The organism is Mycobacterium sp. SMC-21, from assembly GCF_045310825.1.
In the GTDB taxonomy this organism is placed as follows: Bacteria; Actinomycetota; Actinomycetes; order Mycobacteriales; family Mycobacteriaceae; genus Mycobacterium.
Window position 1 is genome coordinate 36,383 of the sequence record NZ_JBJIAO010000016.1, and the last position, 17,068, is coordinate 53,450.

13 protein-coding genes are annotated in these 17,068 nt (G+C 70.2%); 2 read left to right on the plus strand and 11 right to left on the minus strand.

All coding sequences use genetic code 11. The features are described 5' to 3' along the window. Window positions 1-9: 9 nt before the first annotated feature. Entirely contained in the window at window positions 10-909 is a 900-nt protein-coding gene (locus tag ACJH6H_RS16895) for an amidohydrolase family protein (protein WP_406775398.1), read from the plus strand. A 9-nt stretch (window positions 910-918) separates the two neighbouring features. Beyond that, window positions 919-2,154, plus strand: coding sequence for an alpha/beta hydrolase family protein (locus tag ACJH6H_RS16900; RefSeq protein WP_406775399.1), 1,236 nt, complete (start codon window positions 919-921; stop codon window positions 2,152-2,154). Between the two features lie 20 nt (window positions 2,155-2,174). On the opposite strand, the gene eccE is transcribed toward ACJH6H_RS16900, so the two are convergent. From eccE to eccA, 11 genes are all read right to left on the minus strand, one after another. Continuing rightward, window positions 2,175-3,080 (minus strand): type VII secretion protein EccE, encoded by a 906-nt coding sequence (gene eccE, locus ACJH6H_RS16905; protein WP_406775400.1) that lies wholly within the window; start codon window positions 3,078-3,080, stop codon window positions 2,175-2,177. Further along, window positions 3,077-4,456: a type VII secretion-associated serine protease mycosin gene (gene mycP / locus ACJH6H_RS16910; RefSeq protein WP_406775401.1), complete on the minus strand. Its 1,380-nt coding sequence runs from the start codon at window positions 4,454-4,456 to the stop codon at window positions 3,077-3,079. The genes eccE and mycP overlap by 4 nt, the downstream gene beginning before the upstream one ends. Then, entirely contained in the window at window positions 4,456-5,877 is a 1,422-nt protein-coding gene (gene eccD / locus ACJH6H_RS16915) for a type VII secretion integral membrane protein EccD (protein WP_406775402.1), read from the minus strand. Before eccD ends, mycP begins: the two co-directional genes overlap by 1 nt. Continuing rightward, window positions 5,855-6,727 carry an ESX secretion-associated protein EspG gene (locus tag ACJH6H_RS16920; protein WP_212814444.1) on the minus strand — a complete coding sequence of 291 codons (873 nt, stop codon included), beginning with the start codon at window positions 6,725-6,727 and terminating at the stop codon, window positions 5,855-5,857. Before ACJH6H_RS16920 ends, eccD begins: the two co-directional genes overlap by 23 nt. A 53-nt stretch (window positions 6,728-6,780) precedes the next feature. Beyond that, a complete protein-coding gene (locus tag ACJH6H_RS16925; protein WP_020103897.1) occupies window positions 6,781-7,068 on the minus strand; it encodes a WXG100 family type VII secretion target in 288 nt (95 codons plus the stop codon). A 42-nt stretch (window positions 7,069-7,110) separates the two neighbouring features. Continuing rightward, window positions 7,111-7,404 carry a WXG100 family type VII secretion target gene (locus ACJH6H_RS16930; protein ID WP_212808036.1) on the minus strand — a complete coding sequence of 98 codons (294 nt, stop codon included), beginning with the start codon at window positions 7,402-7,404 and terminating at the stop codon, window positions 7,111-7,113. Between the two features lie 61 nt (window positions 7,405-7,465). Then, complete coding sequence (locus ACJH6H_RS16935) at window positions 7,466-9,022, minus strand: PPE family protein (protein ID WP_318984727.1); 1,557 nt, start codon at window positions 9,020-9,022, stop codon at window positions 7,466-7,468. 1 nt (window position 9,023) lies between these two features. Further along, window positions 9,024-9,332, minus strand: a complete 309-nt coding sequence (locus ACJH6H_RS16940; protein ID WP_318984728.1) for a PE family protein — start codon at window positions 9,330-9,332, stop codon at window positions 9,024-9,026. Then, window positions 9,332-13,321: a type VII secretion protein EccCa gene (gene eccCa, locus ACJH6H_RS16945; protein ID WP_406775403.1), complete on the minus strand. Its 3,990-nt coding sequence runs from the start codon at window positions 13,319-13,321 to the stop codon at window positions 9,332-9,334. Before eccCa ends, ACJH6H_RS16940 begins: the two co-directional genes overlap by 1 nt. Continuing rightward, complete coding sequence (gene eccB, locus ACJH6H_RS16950; protein WP_212808033.1) at window positions 13,318-14,907, minus strand: type VII secretion protein EccB; 1,590 nt, start codon at window positions 14,905-14,907, stop codon at window positions 13,318-13,320. The genes eccCa and eccB overlap by 4 nt, the downstream gene beginning before the upstream one ends. Next, complete coding sequence (eccA, locus tag ACJH6H_RS16955; protein WP_305798768.1) at window positions 14,904-16,802, minus strand: type VII secretion AAA-ATPase EccA; 1,899 nt, start codon at window positions 16,800-16,802, stop codon at window positions 14,904-14,906. The genes eccB and eccA overlap by 4 nt, the downstream gene beginning before the upstream one ends. Window positions 16,803-17,068: the final 266 nt, after the last annotated feature.

Genomic DNA, 17,068 nt, shown 5'->3' on the forward strand with positions numbered 1-17,068 from the left:
TGTTGAGTGATGGACGATTCAGTACGCGACTTCTGGCAGTCGCTGGGCCTTCCCGGCCTGATCGACGTGCACACCCATTTCATGCCGAAGAATGTGATGGACAAGGTGTGGAAGTACTTCGACAGCGCCGGGCCGCTCACGGGCCGCACCTGGCCCATCACCTACCGCACCGAGGAGCAGCACCGGCTGGAGACGCTGCGTGGTTTCGGGGTGCTGGCGTTCACGTCGCTGGTCTATCCGCACAAGCCCGACATGGCCGCCTGGCTGAACCAGTGGGCCGCGCAGTTCGCCGCGCAGACCCCCGACTGTCTGTCGACGGCGACGTTCTTCCCGGAGCCCGGCGCAGCCGACTACGTGGCCGAGGCCATCGCCGGCGGCACCGAGGTTTTCAAGGCACACGTCCAGGTCGGCGCCTATCACCCCGCCGACCCGCTGCTCGACGACGTGTGGGGCGCCATCGACGAGGCCGGTGTCCCGGTGATCATCCACTGTGGTTCCGGCCCGACGCCTGGCGCGCACACCGGCCCGGGCCAGATCCGTACCGTGCTGGACCGGCATCCGGGTCTGAAGCTCATCATCGCGCACCTGGGCATGCCCGAATACAGCGACTTCCTGGACCTCTGCGAACGATTCGACGGCGTACACCTGGACACCACCATGGCGTTCACCCCGTTCATCGAGGAGTCCATGCCGTTCCCGCCTGCCGAATTGCCCCGCCTGGGCGCGCTCGGTGACCGCGTCCTGTTCGGCAGCGATTTCCCCAACATCCCGTACCGGTACGGCGAGTCCCTCGAGGTGCTCAGCAAGGTGGCCCCGGACGACGACTGGCTGCGAAAAGTGCTGTACCACAACGCCGCCAGGCTGTTCGATCTCGAAGATCGGCTGACGGGCGCCGAGAACCGGGGTTAGCATCCGAACGTGAACAATCCGCACGGCGATGCGTTCAACCCACCCGTCCCGGTCCCCGACGTACCGGGCGCGGACGCCACCGCCCGCGGACTGCCGCGCCGGTCCGACCTGACGTGGCAACAGAAGCTGATCGTCGACTCCTCGGCCGTGGCTGACCTGGGCCTACGTACGGCGCTGGCCTCGGTGATCGGCGCCGGCATGATTCCGCGGATGGCGGCGTCGGCAGTGCGCAACCGGGCCGGCGACGACCCCGACGCCTTGCGGTTCTATGCCGAACTCGCCGCCACCAAGGACCCCGGTCAGTGTTTCCCGGCGCCCAGTGGTCCGCCGCAGGTGTCCACGCGTGCCGCCGGGGCCGTGGCGCAGTGGGTCGCGCGCGGCCAGGTGCAGAACATCTGGTTCCAGAGCAGTTACGACGCCGTGTATCCCGGCATGCGGGACCGGCGACGCGGCTATGCGCGCAACAACGTGGTGCATGCCCAGCATTGGCGGCACGACGACGGTCCGCGTCCCACACTGTGCGTGATCCACGGGTTCATGGGCTCGCCCTACCTGTTCAACGGCTTGTTCTTCTCGCTGCCGTGGTTCTTCCGCTCCGGGTACGACGTCCTGCTGTACACCCTGCCGTTCCACGGGCCGCGGGCCGAGAAGGGCTCTCCGTACAGCGGCTACGGCTTCTTCATGGACGGCGTCCCCGGCTTCGCCGAGGCCATGGCGCAAGCGGTGCACGACTTCCGTTCCGTGCTCGACTATCTGGAGCACACCGGGGTCGACCGCGTTGCCCTGACCGGAATGTCGCTGGGCGGCTACACCTCGTCGCTGATCGCCTCGGTCGACGACCGCATCCAGGCCGTCATCCCGAACGTTCCGGTGGTGACACCGGACCGCACGGTCGACGAATGGTTCCCGGCCAATCTGCTGGTCAAGCTGAGCAACCGGTTGGCGCACACCGACGACGACCTGATCGCCACCGCCGGGCAGTACCACTCACCGCTGAACTACCGGCCGCTGGTGCCGCGCGACCGCCGGCTGATCATCGCCGGTCTGGGTGACCGCCTGGCGCCGCCGCAGCAGGCCGAATTGCTGTGGGAACACTGGGATCGCTGCGCATTCCACTGGTTCCCCGGCAACCACATCCTGCACGTCAGCCAGCCCGACTACCTGCGCCGCATGACCAAGTTCATGAGCCCGTTCATGTTCGACGGCAGCGACCGTCAAGCCGACCGGGCCCGTTCGGCCCGTTGACCCTGGAGTCCGGATCGGCGTTACGCCCGCGCCGCAGACGCAACGGCAGTGTCAGCGCCGCGTCCCGACAGCTCCGCGAGTAACTCGCTCGTCAGCGCACCCGGCCGCGTGCCGAGGCCGCCGGCCGACGCCGGGGCCATCGCCGCGAGCAGCGGCCCCTGCCGGCCCGACTCGCGCGCCAGGCCCGCGACAGCCGCCGCGGCGGGAGCGTTGGCCGTGCGTACCGCGCAGGCCGCGGAAATGGTTGCACCAGGCGCGAACTCGAGCACCGTCCACAGTTCGGTCGCCGAGGCCAGCTCGGCCAGACAACCGGGCAGCCGCTGATCGGCGGGCAGCCCGTATGCCGTCAGGTAGCCGTCCTCGTCACGGACCGCACGCCACGTCTCCCGCGCGCCGTCTGACCGGGGCGCGGGCGCGGCGTCAGTGACCGCGACCGGGACGCCGGCTTCGCGCAGCTGGTCGGCCAGCCGTCGGGCCACCTTCTCCGCGGTGTCCGCGAGCGGCAGCTCCGGCGAACGTGCCTGCAGCGCAGCCAGATTCGATGCGGCCGCCACGGTCACGCTGACCCATGCGCTGCGCGCGCCGTCGAGTCGGCGTTCGGTGACGCGCACCGAGTCACACCGCACGCCGTACCGGTCCACGTAGGACGTGACGAGAGGCAATGCGTCGTAAGGGAATTCGTCGGCTTCCAGCACGACAGTGACCTGACCGGCCGACGGCCGCGCGGCACCGCGCCGGTTCCGGCGCCATACCGCGAACCGCCGGGCCACCATCGTGGTCAGGAACATGCCGCGCCACCAGGCGAACACCAGCAGCACCACGGCGACCGCGACACCCAGGATCCACTTGTGCGGCGTCGTGTGCCACGGGTACGTCATGGCCGCCGGGATTATCACCAGCAGTGCCAACGTGATTCGGGCCGTCATCGGGCGCCGTCCTTTCTTCGGTACGCGACCAGGGCGATCAGCGCGGCGACGGCCAGCACTGCCGCACCGGTGAAGGCGATGGTCCGGGGCGTGGTGTCCTTCGGCGCCGGCTCCGGCGGCATCGCCACCGCAACAGATTTCGGCGCCGGGGCTGTCGCCGGCACGTCCCAGGTCAGTGCCGCAATGGGGTCGACGACGCCGGCGCCCACCAGGTTCGACGGCATGCGCGCGGCACCGTGCGCGGTGGCGGTCAGCCGGTGCATCACGTCCGCCGCATTGAGTGCGGGGAATCGACTGCGCACCAGGGCCGCGACGCCGGCGACGTACGCGGCGGCGTAGCTGCTGCTGCGCAACGGGAACAGGTCACCGCGTTCGTTGGGCAGTGCGTTGGCCAAGCCGTTCACGCCGGTCGACGCGACGTTCTCCCCTGGTGCCGCGATGCCGACCCAGGGGCCGGGTGTGGTGAAGTCCGACGGTTGTCCGGTGGCGTCGAGCGAGCCGACCGACAGCACGTACGGCTGCCACCAGGACGGGATGGACACCGACTTGACGCCGGCCCAGTTGCGCGGGTCGGCCGTGTTCCCGGGATTGTCCAGGGGGTTGGCCTCGCAGGACGGGCCGCCGGCCAGGCCGGCCCGATCATTGCCAGCGGCGGCGACGATCACCGCATCCTTTTCCTGCGCAGCGTATTTCAGGGCCGCGCCCAGTTCGGTCTGATCGACAGGCCGGTCGGCGGGCAGGCAGGTGACCGCCGTGATGGCGATGACCTTGGCGCCGCGGTCGGCGGCATGCACCACGGCCCGAGCCAGTGACGCGACCGCGATGGTCGCATACGCCGCGGCCGGATCTCCCCCGTTACCGCGGGGCGCGTACCGCTCCGACGTCTGACGGATGGCCAGGATGCGGGCGCCCGGCGCGACGCCCGAGAACCCGTCCGCGCCCGGCTGACCGGCGATCAGTCCGGCCACGAGCGTGCCGTGGCCGTCGCAATCGGTGAGCCCGTCGGTGTTCTCCACATAGTCGCCGCCGGCGTCCACATTGGGCAACCGCGGACCGGGATGCACGCCGGTGTCGATGACCGCCACCGTCTGTCCGTCACCGCGGCTGAAGGCCCAGGCACCCGGCACATTGAGCAGGGTGTGGCCCGGACCCGGTGCGCCCGGATCGGTGCCGGGCAGCACGCCGGCGGTGACGCACTGTCCGCGCTGCCCCATCGCCGCGACGGGGCCGACGCTGCCCGATGGCGGCGCCGCGTGTTCGTCGACGTGCGGCGGCACGACGGCACCTGCGGTCGGCACCAGCGCCGTCGGCACCACTGCGGCGGTGGCGGCGAAAGCGGCTGTCAGGACGGAGATTCCGCGCCGGATGGCCACCATCACCGGTTGATGACCCAGGCGAACAGACCCACCAGGTAGGCCAGCACCGGGATCAGCGAAGCGTCCAAGGCCGTCGCCGCGAAGCCGACCAGGCGACGCATCGGCAGCGAATAGGTCTGCGGGTCGGCGACCTGCGGGTTCAGTGCGGCCACCACGCCGACCGCGACGAGCACCGCGAGCACGCCCAGCGACCACCATGCGTTGGCGTAGTGGCCACCGATCGCGAACATCGTGAGAAGCACGGCCGCAACGAGATACGGCTGGCCGAGCAGCCACACCTTGCACGGCACCGAGTCCCAGATACGGGCCCGCAGCGCCGTCGCCAGTGCCGCGGCCACGACCACGTACCACGCCCACGGCGACGGGTGGGCCCCGGCCACCAGGACCACCGAGCCGGTGGTCATGGTCAGCACGGCACCGGCGAGGAAGCCCGTCTGGTGTGCGTCACACACGCGGACTCGGCGCGGCAGATCAGCCAGCACGGACCGCGGCAGGGCCGACGGCGTCGGGTCGCCCGGTGCCGGGATGTTCGGCACCGGGAAGCGCGCCCACAGCGTCGACAGCTGCGCGGCCTGGACCATGACCAGCAATGCGAAAACGATTAGCACAGCACCGATCACGGCGTTGCCCAGCTGCCAGATCGACGCAGCGCCACCGACGATCACGCCTGCGATACCGAGGACGGTCGTGGCGGTGAAGGCCGCGATGGCCTGGCCGCCGACGGTGATGCTGACGATCGACCAGGCCGCGACCGCCGCCGCACCGAGGAGCAGGGCGGCCGGACCGGTCGGGCCGGGGACCGCCAGCGCGAAGGCGGCACCGACCGGCAGCAGTGCCGCCAGGCTCAGGGCGGTCGCGAGCCGCGGCATGGCCGGACGGGTCAACAGCGCAGCCGCGACGGTCGGCACCGCCACGCCGATGACGGTGAACAGCCCGGCCGGCTGGCCGGTACGCACCCGCACCAGCGTCGCCAGCGCGGTGGCGAGCACCGTCAGGGCCACGACGGCCCACGCCGCGAAACGCCGGATGTGGGCGTTGCCCCAAGGGTTTTCGCGGGCGGCGGAGAAGATGGCGGCGGCATCGGCGATGTCCTCGACGATGCGCGGCGCCGGCGGACCGGCAGGCACGGGCTGCAGCGCCAGCAGGTCACCGTCGACCACACCGACGGTGTCGAGGGTGGCGTCGAGGCTGTACGCCGCACCGCCCAACGGCGCGAGTGACAGCTCGGCGGGGGCTGCGGAGTCGGGTGCCCCGTTGACTCCGACGATGCGCCGCACGGCAGGCACGATCTCGCGCAGGGGCAGGCCGGCCGGCAGGGCGACGTCGGTGAGTCGCCCGCGGCCACCCTGCTCGTCGCCCGCGGCAAGCACCGCGACCCGCACAATCGGCATCGCGGTACTACCAGACGTGTTGGGGGACATGTTCTTTCCGTTCTCCAGTCGAGGTCTCGAAGTCTCGGGTCAGGTTCGCCGTGGGGAACCAGGGACCGTCGGGCAGTGTCGCGGTCAGCCGCTGCACCGCAGCGGTGACGGCGAGGTCGGTGCCCGGGGTGAAGTGTGAAATCCAGGTGCCGTCAGCGGCTTTCATCGGTGCGACGACGACGCGGCCGGCGGCGGTGTCGACGATGCTGACGCCGACGTCGGTGCTGATCCGGTGTCCGTCGCGGTGGTCCCCCGCGACGATCTCCACGTAGCTGCGGCCGGGTGCGAAGGCGGCCCGTACGACGGCATGCGCGGACACCGGGATGCCGAGGTGCTCCATCACGTCGTCCAGCGAGTCGCCGCGGCGCAGTCGTTCGTCGGCCTTGGCCCCGATGTGGGCGGGCATCGCGAATTCGTCGAACCGGGCCGGCGCCCGGCCGGACAATCCTGCCGTGAGCACCGGTACCAGTGCATCCGGCGACGCGACGGTCAGTTCGGTGCAGGTCATCAGGTGCTCGCTACGCAAGACCGCCACGGTCAGGTCGCCGTTGCGCACGAGAATGCCGCGCAGCATGGCACCGGCTCCGGACACCCATCGCAGTTCCAGCCACCGCCGCGGCCGGCATACGGCCCGAATCCATTGCGCGACAGCGGGATGCACGGAGCCATCGGCGGACAGCACCCCCATCCGCGTCAGCGCGGTGACCTGGTCGGCGTCGAAGCCGTCCTTGGCGGCGGGGTCACTGTAGGGCTGCGTGATGGCCAGCACCCACGGAAAACCCCCGGCGCCGAGACGGTCCGCGAGGAACCAGGCTTGCTCCGCGGTGAGTTCGACCGCGGAGACCGGGATTCCGGCGCGTTCCGGGTCACCGAGTGACCCGGAACGCCCCGAAACCGTTGGACCTAAACCCACTTGGCGCCTTCGGCGCTGTCGCGTGCACTCATCGACAGCGTGTTGGTCTCGTGGGTGCTCGCCATCGCCCGGTAGGCGTGGACGAGTTCTTCCATCGCGGTGTTCCACTGGGCCTGCCACGCCTGGTAGCTGGTTCCGGTGTCACCCTGCCAGGCGCCGGCCAGCGCGGCCTGCTCGCTGGCGATGTCGAGGCCGACGGCGTGCAGGGCACCGGCGTAACCGGTCATCTCACCGGCGTGGGCCAGCATCGCCGGGTAGTTGTACATGATCTGGGACATGAGATCTCCTCGCTGCTAGGTGTCTGGGTGTGGGTGCGGCGGTCAGACCGAGGTGTAGGTGCCGGCCGCGGCGGTGTCCTGCGCGACGTAGGTGCCGGCCGCGTCGCCGAGGTTGGCCTGCGCGATGTCGAGCAGGGCGTTGACCTTGGCGGCGACCGCCATGAAGCGGACGTGTGCGGCCTGGAACGCGACGGCCGAGTCACCCTGGTGGAAGCCCTGGGCCGACTGCGCGGCCTGCTCCGCCTGGGCGATGGTGCTGCGCATCAGTGCGGCCTTGGCGGAGAAGGCCGACTCGGAAGCGACCAGCTGGGGGATGTGTGCGTCGAGCATGCTCATAGTGATTCCTCTCGGGATTCGTCCGGATTCTGTTGGTGGTCAAGTCTTTTCGTCCGCAGGATCAGCGGTTGGCACCGCCTTCCGTGTCCCAGCTGCCGGGCAGCATGGGTTCGGTGACACCGCCCCCGTAACCGTTGCCGGTCAGGCGGTTCAGGCCTGTTGCCTGCTGGTCCTGGCGGGTCACCGTGCCGCTGAAACCGATCGGTCCGGCACCGCGGGCCGAAGCGAGAACATCGGCACGGGGAGCCCGGTCTGAACCGGCGTCATCCCCGAAGTCCGGATCGACCTCCGAGTTCATGTCCATGTACTCGTCGCGGACACCGCGCTCTTTCGCTGCGCGGCGGCGACGGGCGCGGCGACGCTCGGCCGCTGCTGCTGCCGCGGCTGCTGCTGCGGCGGCAGCGATGCCGGACGCCGGTGCCGGCGCGGTGGCGCCGTCCCGCACGGTCGGGGTGAAGCCCGGTCCCGGATCGTCGACGGCCACCGCGTATGCCATCAGCGGTGCCGGCGCTGCCGGCGCGGGAGCCGCTGCCGACGCGGCCGGAGCGGGTGCGGGCGCACTCGCCGGGGAGGCGGGGGTGGCCGGCACCGTCGGGGCGACGCTGACGACCGGCATCTGGTGGTCGACGGCCTGCAATTGCGGCGGCGGCGGGAACGCGTCGGCGACTTCGGGATCCGGCACGTAGTCGGGTTCCAGCAGGGCCAACAACCCGAGGCTCGACAGGCCGACGGCGATCAGCGCCGGCCCCCACAGCGGTGCCGACAGCATCGCGCCCCAGGTGCCCCAGCCCACGGGCTGGAAGAACGCCTGATAGCCGAGCGCGAAAAGCAGTGGCCCCCAGGTGACCAACGCCTGCGAGGGGTTGGTCAGGAAGTCGAAGATCATCTGCTGGATCTGGCCCAGCGGATCCTGCAGGAACTTCCAGATCAGATCGCCGCCGGGCAGCGTCTTGATGTAGTTGTACAGGTAGTCGGTGATCGCGTTCGACGTGTCCAGCGACGTACCGGCATCCGCTGCCTGTAGTTGGGCGCCCGCCTGCGTCGCGCTCGCCGACGCGGTGCCGGCCTCACCGATGCCCGCCGCCAGCATCATCGGTGCCGGCGTCGTCGTCGGGGCCGCCGCCACCGCCGCGCCCGACACCGCCTGGTAGGTGCTCATCACGGTCGCGGCCTGCAGCCACATGCGGGCGTAGTCGGCTTCGTTGAGCGCGATCGGAATCGTGTTGATACCGAAGAAGTTCGTCGCGATCAGCGCGGCGTTCACGACGTGGTTGAGGGCCAGTTCGGGAAGCGTCGGCATCGCGGCCAGGGCGGTGGTGTAGGCCGCCGCGGCGGTCTCGTGCTGGACCGCGTTGGCGGCGCTGTTGGCACTGGCCTGTGCCAGCCACGTCAGATACGGCGCGTGGGAGGCGATGTACTGCTCGGCGCTCGGCCCCTCCCAGGCCCCCGCCTGGACCTCACCCAGCAACGCGGTGAGTTCAGCTGCGGCCGAGGCATATTCGGCGCTCAGCGACTGCCACGCAGCCGCCGCGGCCAGCAGGGAGCCCGGACCGGGCCCACTGGACAGCAGCGTCGAATGGACCTCCGGCGGCAACGCCATCCAGATGGGGGCGGTCATGTCAGCCCAGGACCGTGACGTAGGTGGCGGCGGCTTCGGCGTCGCCCGTCGCGTAGCTGATTCCGGCTTCGGTGACACCGCCGCCGGCGCGGCCGAGTTCGGTGACGCCCTGCGTCGCGACCGCCTCGTGCTGTGCGCCGTGGGCGCTGAGGCTGATCGCCGTCTGCAGCGAAACCGGATCCGCGGCGGGCGGGATCACCGCGGTGACCGCGGGAGCGGCCGCGGCGTGGGCGGCGGCGAGCCGAGCGGTGAGCGCCTCGACGGCGGCACCGGCTGCGGTCAGTCCTTCGGGAACGACGCGCAAGGTCATCAGTGGAACTCCCCTCGTTGTGTTCCGGTGGGCCGCCCGGTGATCGGGTCTGCCACCAGCGGATTGATCAACTGGACATACGTGGCCTCGTCGCTGTCGCCGAGCACCATGGCCCGACCGGCCGGCAGCCGGTTGAACCGGTGGCCGCGGATGCGGCCGCTGTCCTGCGGGTTGCCGGACAGCATCACGGTGGTGGCCTGCAGCTCGTTGAGCCTGCGCAGCAACGGAGCCGTCATCACCGCGTGGGCGGAGCCGGCGGCCCGGGCGGTGACGATCACCCGCAGACCCAGTTCGGACGCCTGGGACAGCAGCCCCAGCAGCGCCGTCCAGGGCCGCTGGCCGACGAACGGACCACTGACCGCGGGGGCATCCGGGATCTGGTCGACGTCGTCGATGATCAGGTAGTGCAGGTGGTTGCCCTGCCCGTTCCGGTATGTCCAGCCGCTCAGCTCGGCGGCCGTCAGACCCGCTGGGGGCCTGCGCTTTTCGAGCAGCGCGGCCAGACCGAGCATCGCCGGGGTCACGCGGTCGATATTGGGCGTGTACTCGTTGTCCGGGAACAACGGCTCGTCCACCAGGTGCAGCCGGCGATCGATCACGGTGAACGCGACCGACTCCGGCGTGGCGTTGTCGCGGACCGTACGGATCACGTGCCGCAGCAGCGTGGTCTTGCCGGACTTGGCGTCGCCCAGCACCATCAGCAGCGGGTTCGCCGCGAAGTCGACCGTGACCGGGGCCAGGTCCTGCTCGCGCTGACCGATGACGATCGTCTCGGGGCTGTGGTACAGCGGCGCAAGGGTTTCCGGGGCCAGGTCCGTCGGCAGCAGGCGCACGGGCGGCGCCGTCTGCCCCGGGTACCGGTCGTTGATGGCGGCGATGGCACCGAGATCCGGTTCGGCGAACAGGAAGTGCTCGGCTGCCATGGTCAGGCCGCGGCCCGGCTGGTCGGCCGGGACGCCGTCGGCGGGGCGGGACAGGGCCGCCACTCCCGGATTACCCGCGGACCGCACATTGCTGTCGCGCGAGTCGGCCAGCTTGAGCTCGAGCCGCAGGCCCAGGCCGTCGCGCATCGCCAGCGGCACCTCGAGCCAGTTGGGCGTCGTGATCACCACGTGGATGCCGTAGGCCATGCCGGTGTTGACCAGTTCGGTCACCTTGGACAGCAACGGGTTCCGGGTGTTGAACGTGTCGGTGTTGTCGCGGCTGAACGCGTACAGGTTGTCGATCACCAGGAACACGTCGCCGTAGCCGTCATCACGCAGGTCGCCGTCACCGGCGGCGGCGCGGGCCTGGCGGGACGCCAGCAGCTGCTCCAGCTCGCCGAAGGTCCGACGGATGCGCTCGGGTTCCAGCGGTGACGCGACGCTGCCGACGTGGGCCAGCGGCTTGAGCGAGCGCAGTCCGCCGCCGCCGTAGTCGAGGCAGTAGAACGTGACCGCACGCGGCGAGTGGGTCGCGGCCGCCGACAGGATGAACGTCTGCAGCGCAGTCGATTTGCCGGACTTCGGCCCACCGTGGATGACCAGGTTGGCGGCCGCCGACGTGGCATCGAAGACCAGCGGGTCGCGGCGCATCTGGAACGGCCGGTCGATCTCGCCCAGCGGCCACCGGCCGTGGCCCGCGGGAATCTCGGTACCGGCCAACAGCTCCGGCAGCGCGATCGGCTCGTCCAGCGGAGCCAGCCACAGGCGCGGCGCCTGCGGACCGTACTGCGCCAACTGCTCGCCGATGGTGGCGACCAGCTTGCGGGGCGGACGCAGATCCGGTGCCGTGTCGGTGACGATCACCGTGTCGGGAGCCGGCGTGACATGACCCGCCGGGAAGAGCTGCGGCTGCGGAACCGCATGCACCACAACCGCTTTCTCGGCACGTGGCGGGTCATAGATGCCGTCCACGTAGGTGCTGCGGAACTTCACCGGCACCGCGCCCGGGGTGGGGACCAGGAAGCCCTCGCCCTTGTGTTCCGGACCGGCCTCGATGTGGTACGCGTCCTCGACGCCGATGATCTGCCGGCTGATCGACGGGCTCGCGACCTTCAGACCGATGCGGTAGGAGGTGTTCTTGTCGATGTCCTTGATCCGGCCCACGTCCAGCGTCTGCGACGCGAACAGGATGTGGATGCGGAACGAACGGCCCTTGCGGGCAACGTAGTCGAACAGCTCGGCGTACTCGGGATGGTCGGCGAGCATCAGGGAGAACTCGTCGGCGACGACCAGCAGCGTCGGGATCGGCGGCAGGTCGTGTCCGGCTGCCTGCGCCGCCTCGTACTCCAGCACCGAGTTGAAGGCGCTGCCCTGCACGCGGCGACCGGCCTCCATCAGCAACTGCTCACGCCGGGCCACCTCACCGCGGAGGGTGTCCGCGAACCGGTCGGCCAGCGAGCGCTTCTCGGCCATGTTCGAGATGACGGCCACCACCTGCGGGAAGTCCCGGAAGATGTCGGCGCCAGCCTCGCCCTTGAAGTCGGCGTAGATGACGATGAGGCGGTCGGCCGAGTGAGTCGTCAACAGCGACAACAGGATCGACATCAGGGTCTGCGACTTGCCCGAGCCCGTCATACCGATCATCAGACCGTGCGGACCCATGCCGCCTTCGGCCTCGTCCTTCAGGTCGAACATCAGCGGTTCACCGGTGGCGGTGACACCGATGGGCACGCGCAGCTCCTCGGCCCGCGAGCGCGGCGCCCACAGGCCGGCGACGTCGAGCGCTGCCGCATCCGGGATGCCCAGCAGGGTGCCGAAGGTGGCCAGGCCGGCGCCCGTGCTCCGGGCCCGGTTCGGGTTGGAGTCCCAGCGCGCGAGGCCGCGGGCCAGGTGCGCCGCGGCGTGCGGCGAAAAGTCGTCGGCGACATCGAAGTACGGCTGCCAGCCGGACGCGGCCCACCGCTCGATGCGGCCACCGGACACGCGCAGCACCGGGCGGTCGGGGTCCGGGTACTCGGGCTGTTCGGTGCCGCGCTGCAGCACCGTGACACCGGCCAGGCCGGTCCGCGGCAGCAGCTCACCGAGGTCGGCGTCCGGGTCGTCCACGACGATCAGCAGGTGCCGCAGCGGCGTGCTGTCGGCGCCGCCGAACGGTTGCCGGTCGGCGAGCTCACCGGACATGAGGGCGGCGAGCTCGGGGACGCCGGCGGCGAGGTAGCGAGCCGGGCCGACACCGTCGATCTGGCCCGGGATGTCACTGTGCGGCAGCCACTTCAGCCACGACCACGACTCCGATTCCAGCGCCTCGGCGTCCGCCGCGGCCAGGGCGATCCCCAGCAGGGCCGGGTCGTGCCACGTCACCGCTTGCGCGATCCAGGCCCGCAGCGCGCCGCGCACCTCATCGGCATCACCGAGCACGGTGATCCGCGAAACCTTGGCCAGGTCGATACCGCCGGGCACCGCGGGCACCGTCCGCTGCACGTCGAGCAGTCCGCGTAGTGCGCTGTGCGACACCGGTTCCAGATCGATCTCGGCCGCGGTGTCCTTGACCTGCAGCACCGTCTCCAGGCGGGCGTCGTGCAGACCGGCACGCACCACCAGGTAGTCGGCGTCGTGCGGGTCGCGCTCCCACTGGCGACGGGTGCCGGCGACTGCGGCCAGCTGGTCGGGCGCCGGGTGGGACCACTCGCGGGCAGCGCGCTGCTCGGCCGCCTGCGCCCGCACGTTGTCCCGCACCACCGACAGGTAGCGCAGGTAGTCGGCGCGTTCGGCGTCGACCTCCTCGGTCCGGGTCTTGTTGTCCGAGCCGCGGTAGAACGCGGTGGCCGCCAACAGGAGTACGAATGGGAAGAACAGCGTCTGCGGCGAGATGACGCGCATGCCGGTGGCCACCAGGGCCACGATCATCCCGACGATCAGGATGACGATCAGGTAGGGCAGCACCCGGCGCAACAACGACGGCGGCACCAGCCGCGGCAGCTCCGGCGGCGGCTCGATGGTGATGACGCTCGCGCGGGTTGCCGGGATGGGCAGCCGGCGCCGCGCTTCGAAGATCAGACGGCTCACGGGTTCTCCCTCACGGCGATTTCGACTGCCGGGCTCGTCCGGGTAGGTACGAGCGCCGGGACCTGCAACGCCTCACTGCGCGACAACGTCGGGCCGGGCGTGAACTGGCTGAGGATCGACCACGGCACCGGCAGCGGTGATGCGGTCAGTCCCAGCGCGGCAGGGGTTTTCCGGTTGGCATTGGTGGCGTCACCCTCGGTGGAGATGCCGTAGCGGACGCCGGTGTCGCTGATCCAGTAGCCCGACAGCGCCGGGGTTCCCCCCTGGCCGGTGGCCTGGACGAAGTAACCGGTGCCCGGAGTCACCGCGACGCGCTGCGCGGTGCCGGCCGGGCCCGCCAGGGCCACGGTGTGTGCATCGGCGGGCAGTGGCAGCGTCGCTCCCGCCAGGAGGGTGAGCGAATTCGTCGTGGCACCATCGTGTTTGGTCCAGCGGGCGCAGGTCAGCGGTGCCTTGGTGGCGTCGACGACGGTCAGCGGGCGCTCCGGGTACGCCGCGGTGTTGATCGCGGTGGAGACCGGGATGCGAGCGACCTGGTCGGCGCTCAGCCGCGGCGGCTGCTCCAGACCGTACGAGTCGGTGTTGCGCAGAATCGCGGCGACGACCTGTGAAATCGGTTGCAGGCCATCGTCGAGGACCGCGTAGTACCGCACCGCGTTGTCGGTGGCGGCCTCGGTGGTGACGGCGGTGACCACGGCGCCGACGGGTGCCGCGACCGGCATGGGGTACGGCGTCGGCTGGCCCGCGTTGACGATCACCGGTGCGGCCAGCGGGGCCGACTCGGGGATCGCGTTGAACAGGCCGTCGGCGATGGCACGGGGCGCGGGCAGGGCAGTTCCGTTGGCGCCCAGGCCGAGTGCTGCCGTCACCGCGCGGTTGTTGAGGTCGACCGCGCTGCGCTTGCCGTTCCACAGCAGCCAGCTGCCGCCGTTGACGCCGGCGGACCCGACACCGTCGTTGCGCACCAGCACGGCATCGTTGGCACCCAGCGCGGCCGCGCGGGATCCGCCTTCGGCGAGCGGGCCGGTGATCAGGGTGGCCCCCACGACCTCGCCCGTGGCCGCGTCACACACGGTCCAGTCGGCGTCACGAGAAGTGTTGGGCACCATGCGTTCCGGGGCGCCCGGGATGCCGATGAGGCTGCCGCGCGGGAACTTGTCCAGTTCCGCGCTCGGGACGAGGGTCGGGTTGTCGGGCCGCCCGGCGATGAGCCGGGCCGACGTCAGATTGAGGACGGGGTGCAGTTGGTCGCCGACCCGGACATACAGCGCCGAGGTCTCCCGGTCGGCCAGGATCACGTTGTTGCCCGCGACACCCGCCGGCCGGATCAGGGAGAAGACGAAGCAGCCCGCCAGGCCGGTGACGAGCACCAGTGCGCCGACCAGAACCGAGCGGCTCTGGGTCCGCAACGGGTCGACCAGCATGCGGGTGTCATGCAGGGCCACACCAGAGGCGATGCGCCGCATGAGGAATCGCCAACCGGACACCTGGTGCCGCGTGACGAATCCGCGGCGGTAGTGGATCTGGTCCGGGTTGTCGTTCACCGGTGTACGGGAACTGAATGTCTTACGCTCTTCGCTGCTCATTGCCCGGGCACCGCCAGTCCGAGGCCGCGCAGCAACGGCGCGGCCGAGTTGCTGACGTCACCCGCGGTGATCGTCATGAGTTCGTCATCGGTGAAGTCATGTGCGGCAAGGTGATCCAGCCGGTACTCACGTTCTTCCTCGGAGCGCTCCACCAGGTTTCGGACGAAGCGGCCGTTACCCGCGATGTCCAGGCTGCGGCGCGCGACACCCGCCGCGTCGGGCGTCGTCGCCGTCGCGAGGTGCCCGAACAGCTGCTCCATCTCCTTCTGCGCCGCGGGTTCGAAGACGCTGTCGCGCTTTTCGGCCATCCGCATGGCGATCTCGGTGAGTTCGGTCGCCGAGTAGGACGGGAAGTCGATGCTGCGGGTGAAGCGCGAGCGCAGACCTTCGTTGGTGTCCAGGAACATGTCCAGGTCCTTGCGGTAGCCGGCGATGATCACGACCAGGCGGCTGCGGTCGTTCTCCATGCGGGCCAGCAGGGTGTCGATGGCGACCAGACCGAAGTCGTTCTTGGCGCCGGTGGACACCAGCGCGTACGCCTCGTCGAGGAACAGCACGCCGTCGAGCGCGCTGTCGATGATCGCGTTGGTCTTGGCCTCGGTTTCACCGATGTGCTGGCCGATCAGGTCGGCACGGTGCACCTCGCGCACCGTCTCTTTACGCAGCAGGCCCAGGCCGCAGTAGATCTTGGCGACCACGCGGGCGATGGTCGTCTTACCGGTTCCGGGCGGTCCGGCGAACACCAGGTGATTGGTGCGCTGGGCCACGGCCAGGCCTCGCTCCTGCCGTCGAATCGACATGGCCACAGAGCTTTTCAGCCGGGCCACCTGATACTTGACCTCTTCCAGGCCGATGAACTCGGCGAGCTCGGCCTCGGCTTCGACGAGCAGATGGGCCTTGCGTGACTTGGCATCCGGGTCCACGAAGTCGGCCTCGGTCGGCTCGGTCTCGGGATCCCACGGGTTGTGCCGGGCCTCGATCCTGGCGGCGGTCGTCGGGTCGATGCCGAAGCTGGTGTCGGTCAACGCATGTTCGGCGGCGGTGTTGTCGGGGTGCGCGGCATACAACTCGGCCAGCACGTCGTTGGCCTCGTCGTCCTCGCCCTGCGCCCGCAGCGACAGCGCCTTGACGAACGTGCCGTCCACGGCGGCAACGGACACCGGTCCCTCGGGATCCTCGAGGTGCGAGAGCGCGGGAGCGAACATGCCCAGGTGTGCCAGGGCGATACCCAGCGCCACCCGCGCGGCATGCGCGTAGTTCGCGTCGAGGTTGGGGTCGTTGACGATCGGGGTCAGCTGCCGGACGACGTCGGACCAGCGGCGGGTGCGGTGGTGCATCGCCACCCGCACCCAGCGCGCCGGCAGCCAGCCTGGCTTGCGGTCGAGCAGGTCGCCGACGAGCTGATCAGCCTCTTCGTAGGCGCCGGCACCGGCGAGCGTCGCGGCGTAGGCCAGCTGGAAACCGTCGCGGTCGGCGGCGCGGAACTGCAGGTACAGACCGCTGTCGTAGGTGAAGCCCAGATCGCCGTCGGCGAGGTCGAGGGCCTGCTGCAACACACCCGCGGACGAAACCGTCCGCCAGATGGCCTCGACCACGTCGGGCGTTGCCGCGCCTGCGGCAGCCAAGCCGGTCCAGGCGTCGCAGTGCTCGCCGGCGATGCGCGTCAGAGTCAGGAAGCCACCCAGGGCGGCATCGAGGTCGGCCGGGCGACGACGGCCGTCGACGGTGAGGCCGAGCGCCAGGCAGCCGGTGGCGAACCGGGTCAGCACGTCACGGTCGACCCGTGATACCCGCTGTGCCGCATCAACTTCGGCCACCACTGTGTTACTGCCCGCGGTGCTCGGTCGCACGTGGGTCCTTTCCGTCGTCGACACGCCAGGGGACAATCCACTCATCTGGCGGCCGCCCTAAGAAGGAGTCGGCATGCGGATCGGGTTGGTTCCCGACGGGCCGAGAGACGGGCACTGTGCCGTCGTGCGGGCGCGCCTTGCTGGAAGTGCGCCGCGGCGGATACCGCAAATGTGTCAGTGCCCATATCTGTGTTCGCGGGATATTAGAGTCCCCGCATATCTCCTTAAGTATGCCTAAGCTAACCCCTGCGAAGTTAGCATTGCATAACTTAAGTTGTCGAGACGCACCCCACCGCATCAGCAGGTGACGA

What these genes read in the sequence shown, in the direction of transcription:
- ACJH6H_RS16930 (WP_212808036.1), bottom strand. Translation starts at nt 7,404, where the DNA reads ATGAGCATGCTCGACGCACACATCCCCCAGCTGGTCGCTTCCGAGTCG.
- ACJH6H_RS16935 (WP_318984727.1), bottom strand. Translation starts at nt 9,022, where the DNA reads ATGACCGCCCCCATCTGGATGGCGTTGCCGCCGGAGGTCCATTCGACG.
- eccD (WP_406775402.1), bottom strand. Translation starts at nt 5,877, where the DNA reads ATGTCCCCCAACACGTCTGGTAGTACCGCGATGCCGATTGTGCGGGTC.
- eccE (WP_406775400.1), bottom strand. Translation starts at nt 3,080, where the DNA reads ATGACGGCCCGAATCACGTTGGCACTGCTGGTGATAATCCCGGCGGCC.
- ACJH6H_RS16940 (WP_318984728.1), bottom strand. Translation starts at nt 9,332, where the DNA reads ATGACCTTGCGCGTCGTTCCCGAAGGACTGACCGCAGCCGGTGCCGCC.
- eccB (WP_212808033.1), bottom strand. Translation starts at nt 14,907, where the DNA reads ATGAGCAGCGAAGAGCGTAAGACATTCAGTTCCCGTACACCGGTGAAC.
- ACJH6H_RS16895 (WP_406775398.1), top strand. Translation starts at nt 10, where the DNA reads ATGGACGATTCAGTACGCGACTTCTGGCAGTCGCTGGGCCTTCCCGGC.
- ACJH6H_RS16925 (WP_020103897.1), bottom strand. Translation starts at nt 7,068, where the DNA reads ATGTCCCAGATCATGTACAACTACCCGGCGATGCTGGCCCACGCCGGT.
- eccA (WP_305798768.1), bottom strand. Translation starts at nt 16,802, where the DNA reads ATGAGTGGATTGTCCCCTGGCGTGTCGACGACGGAAAGGACCCACGTG.
- mycP (WP_406775401.1), bottom strand. Translation starts at nt 4,456, where the DNA reads ATGGTGGCCATCCGGCGCGGAATCTCCGTCCTGACAGCCGCTTTCGCC.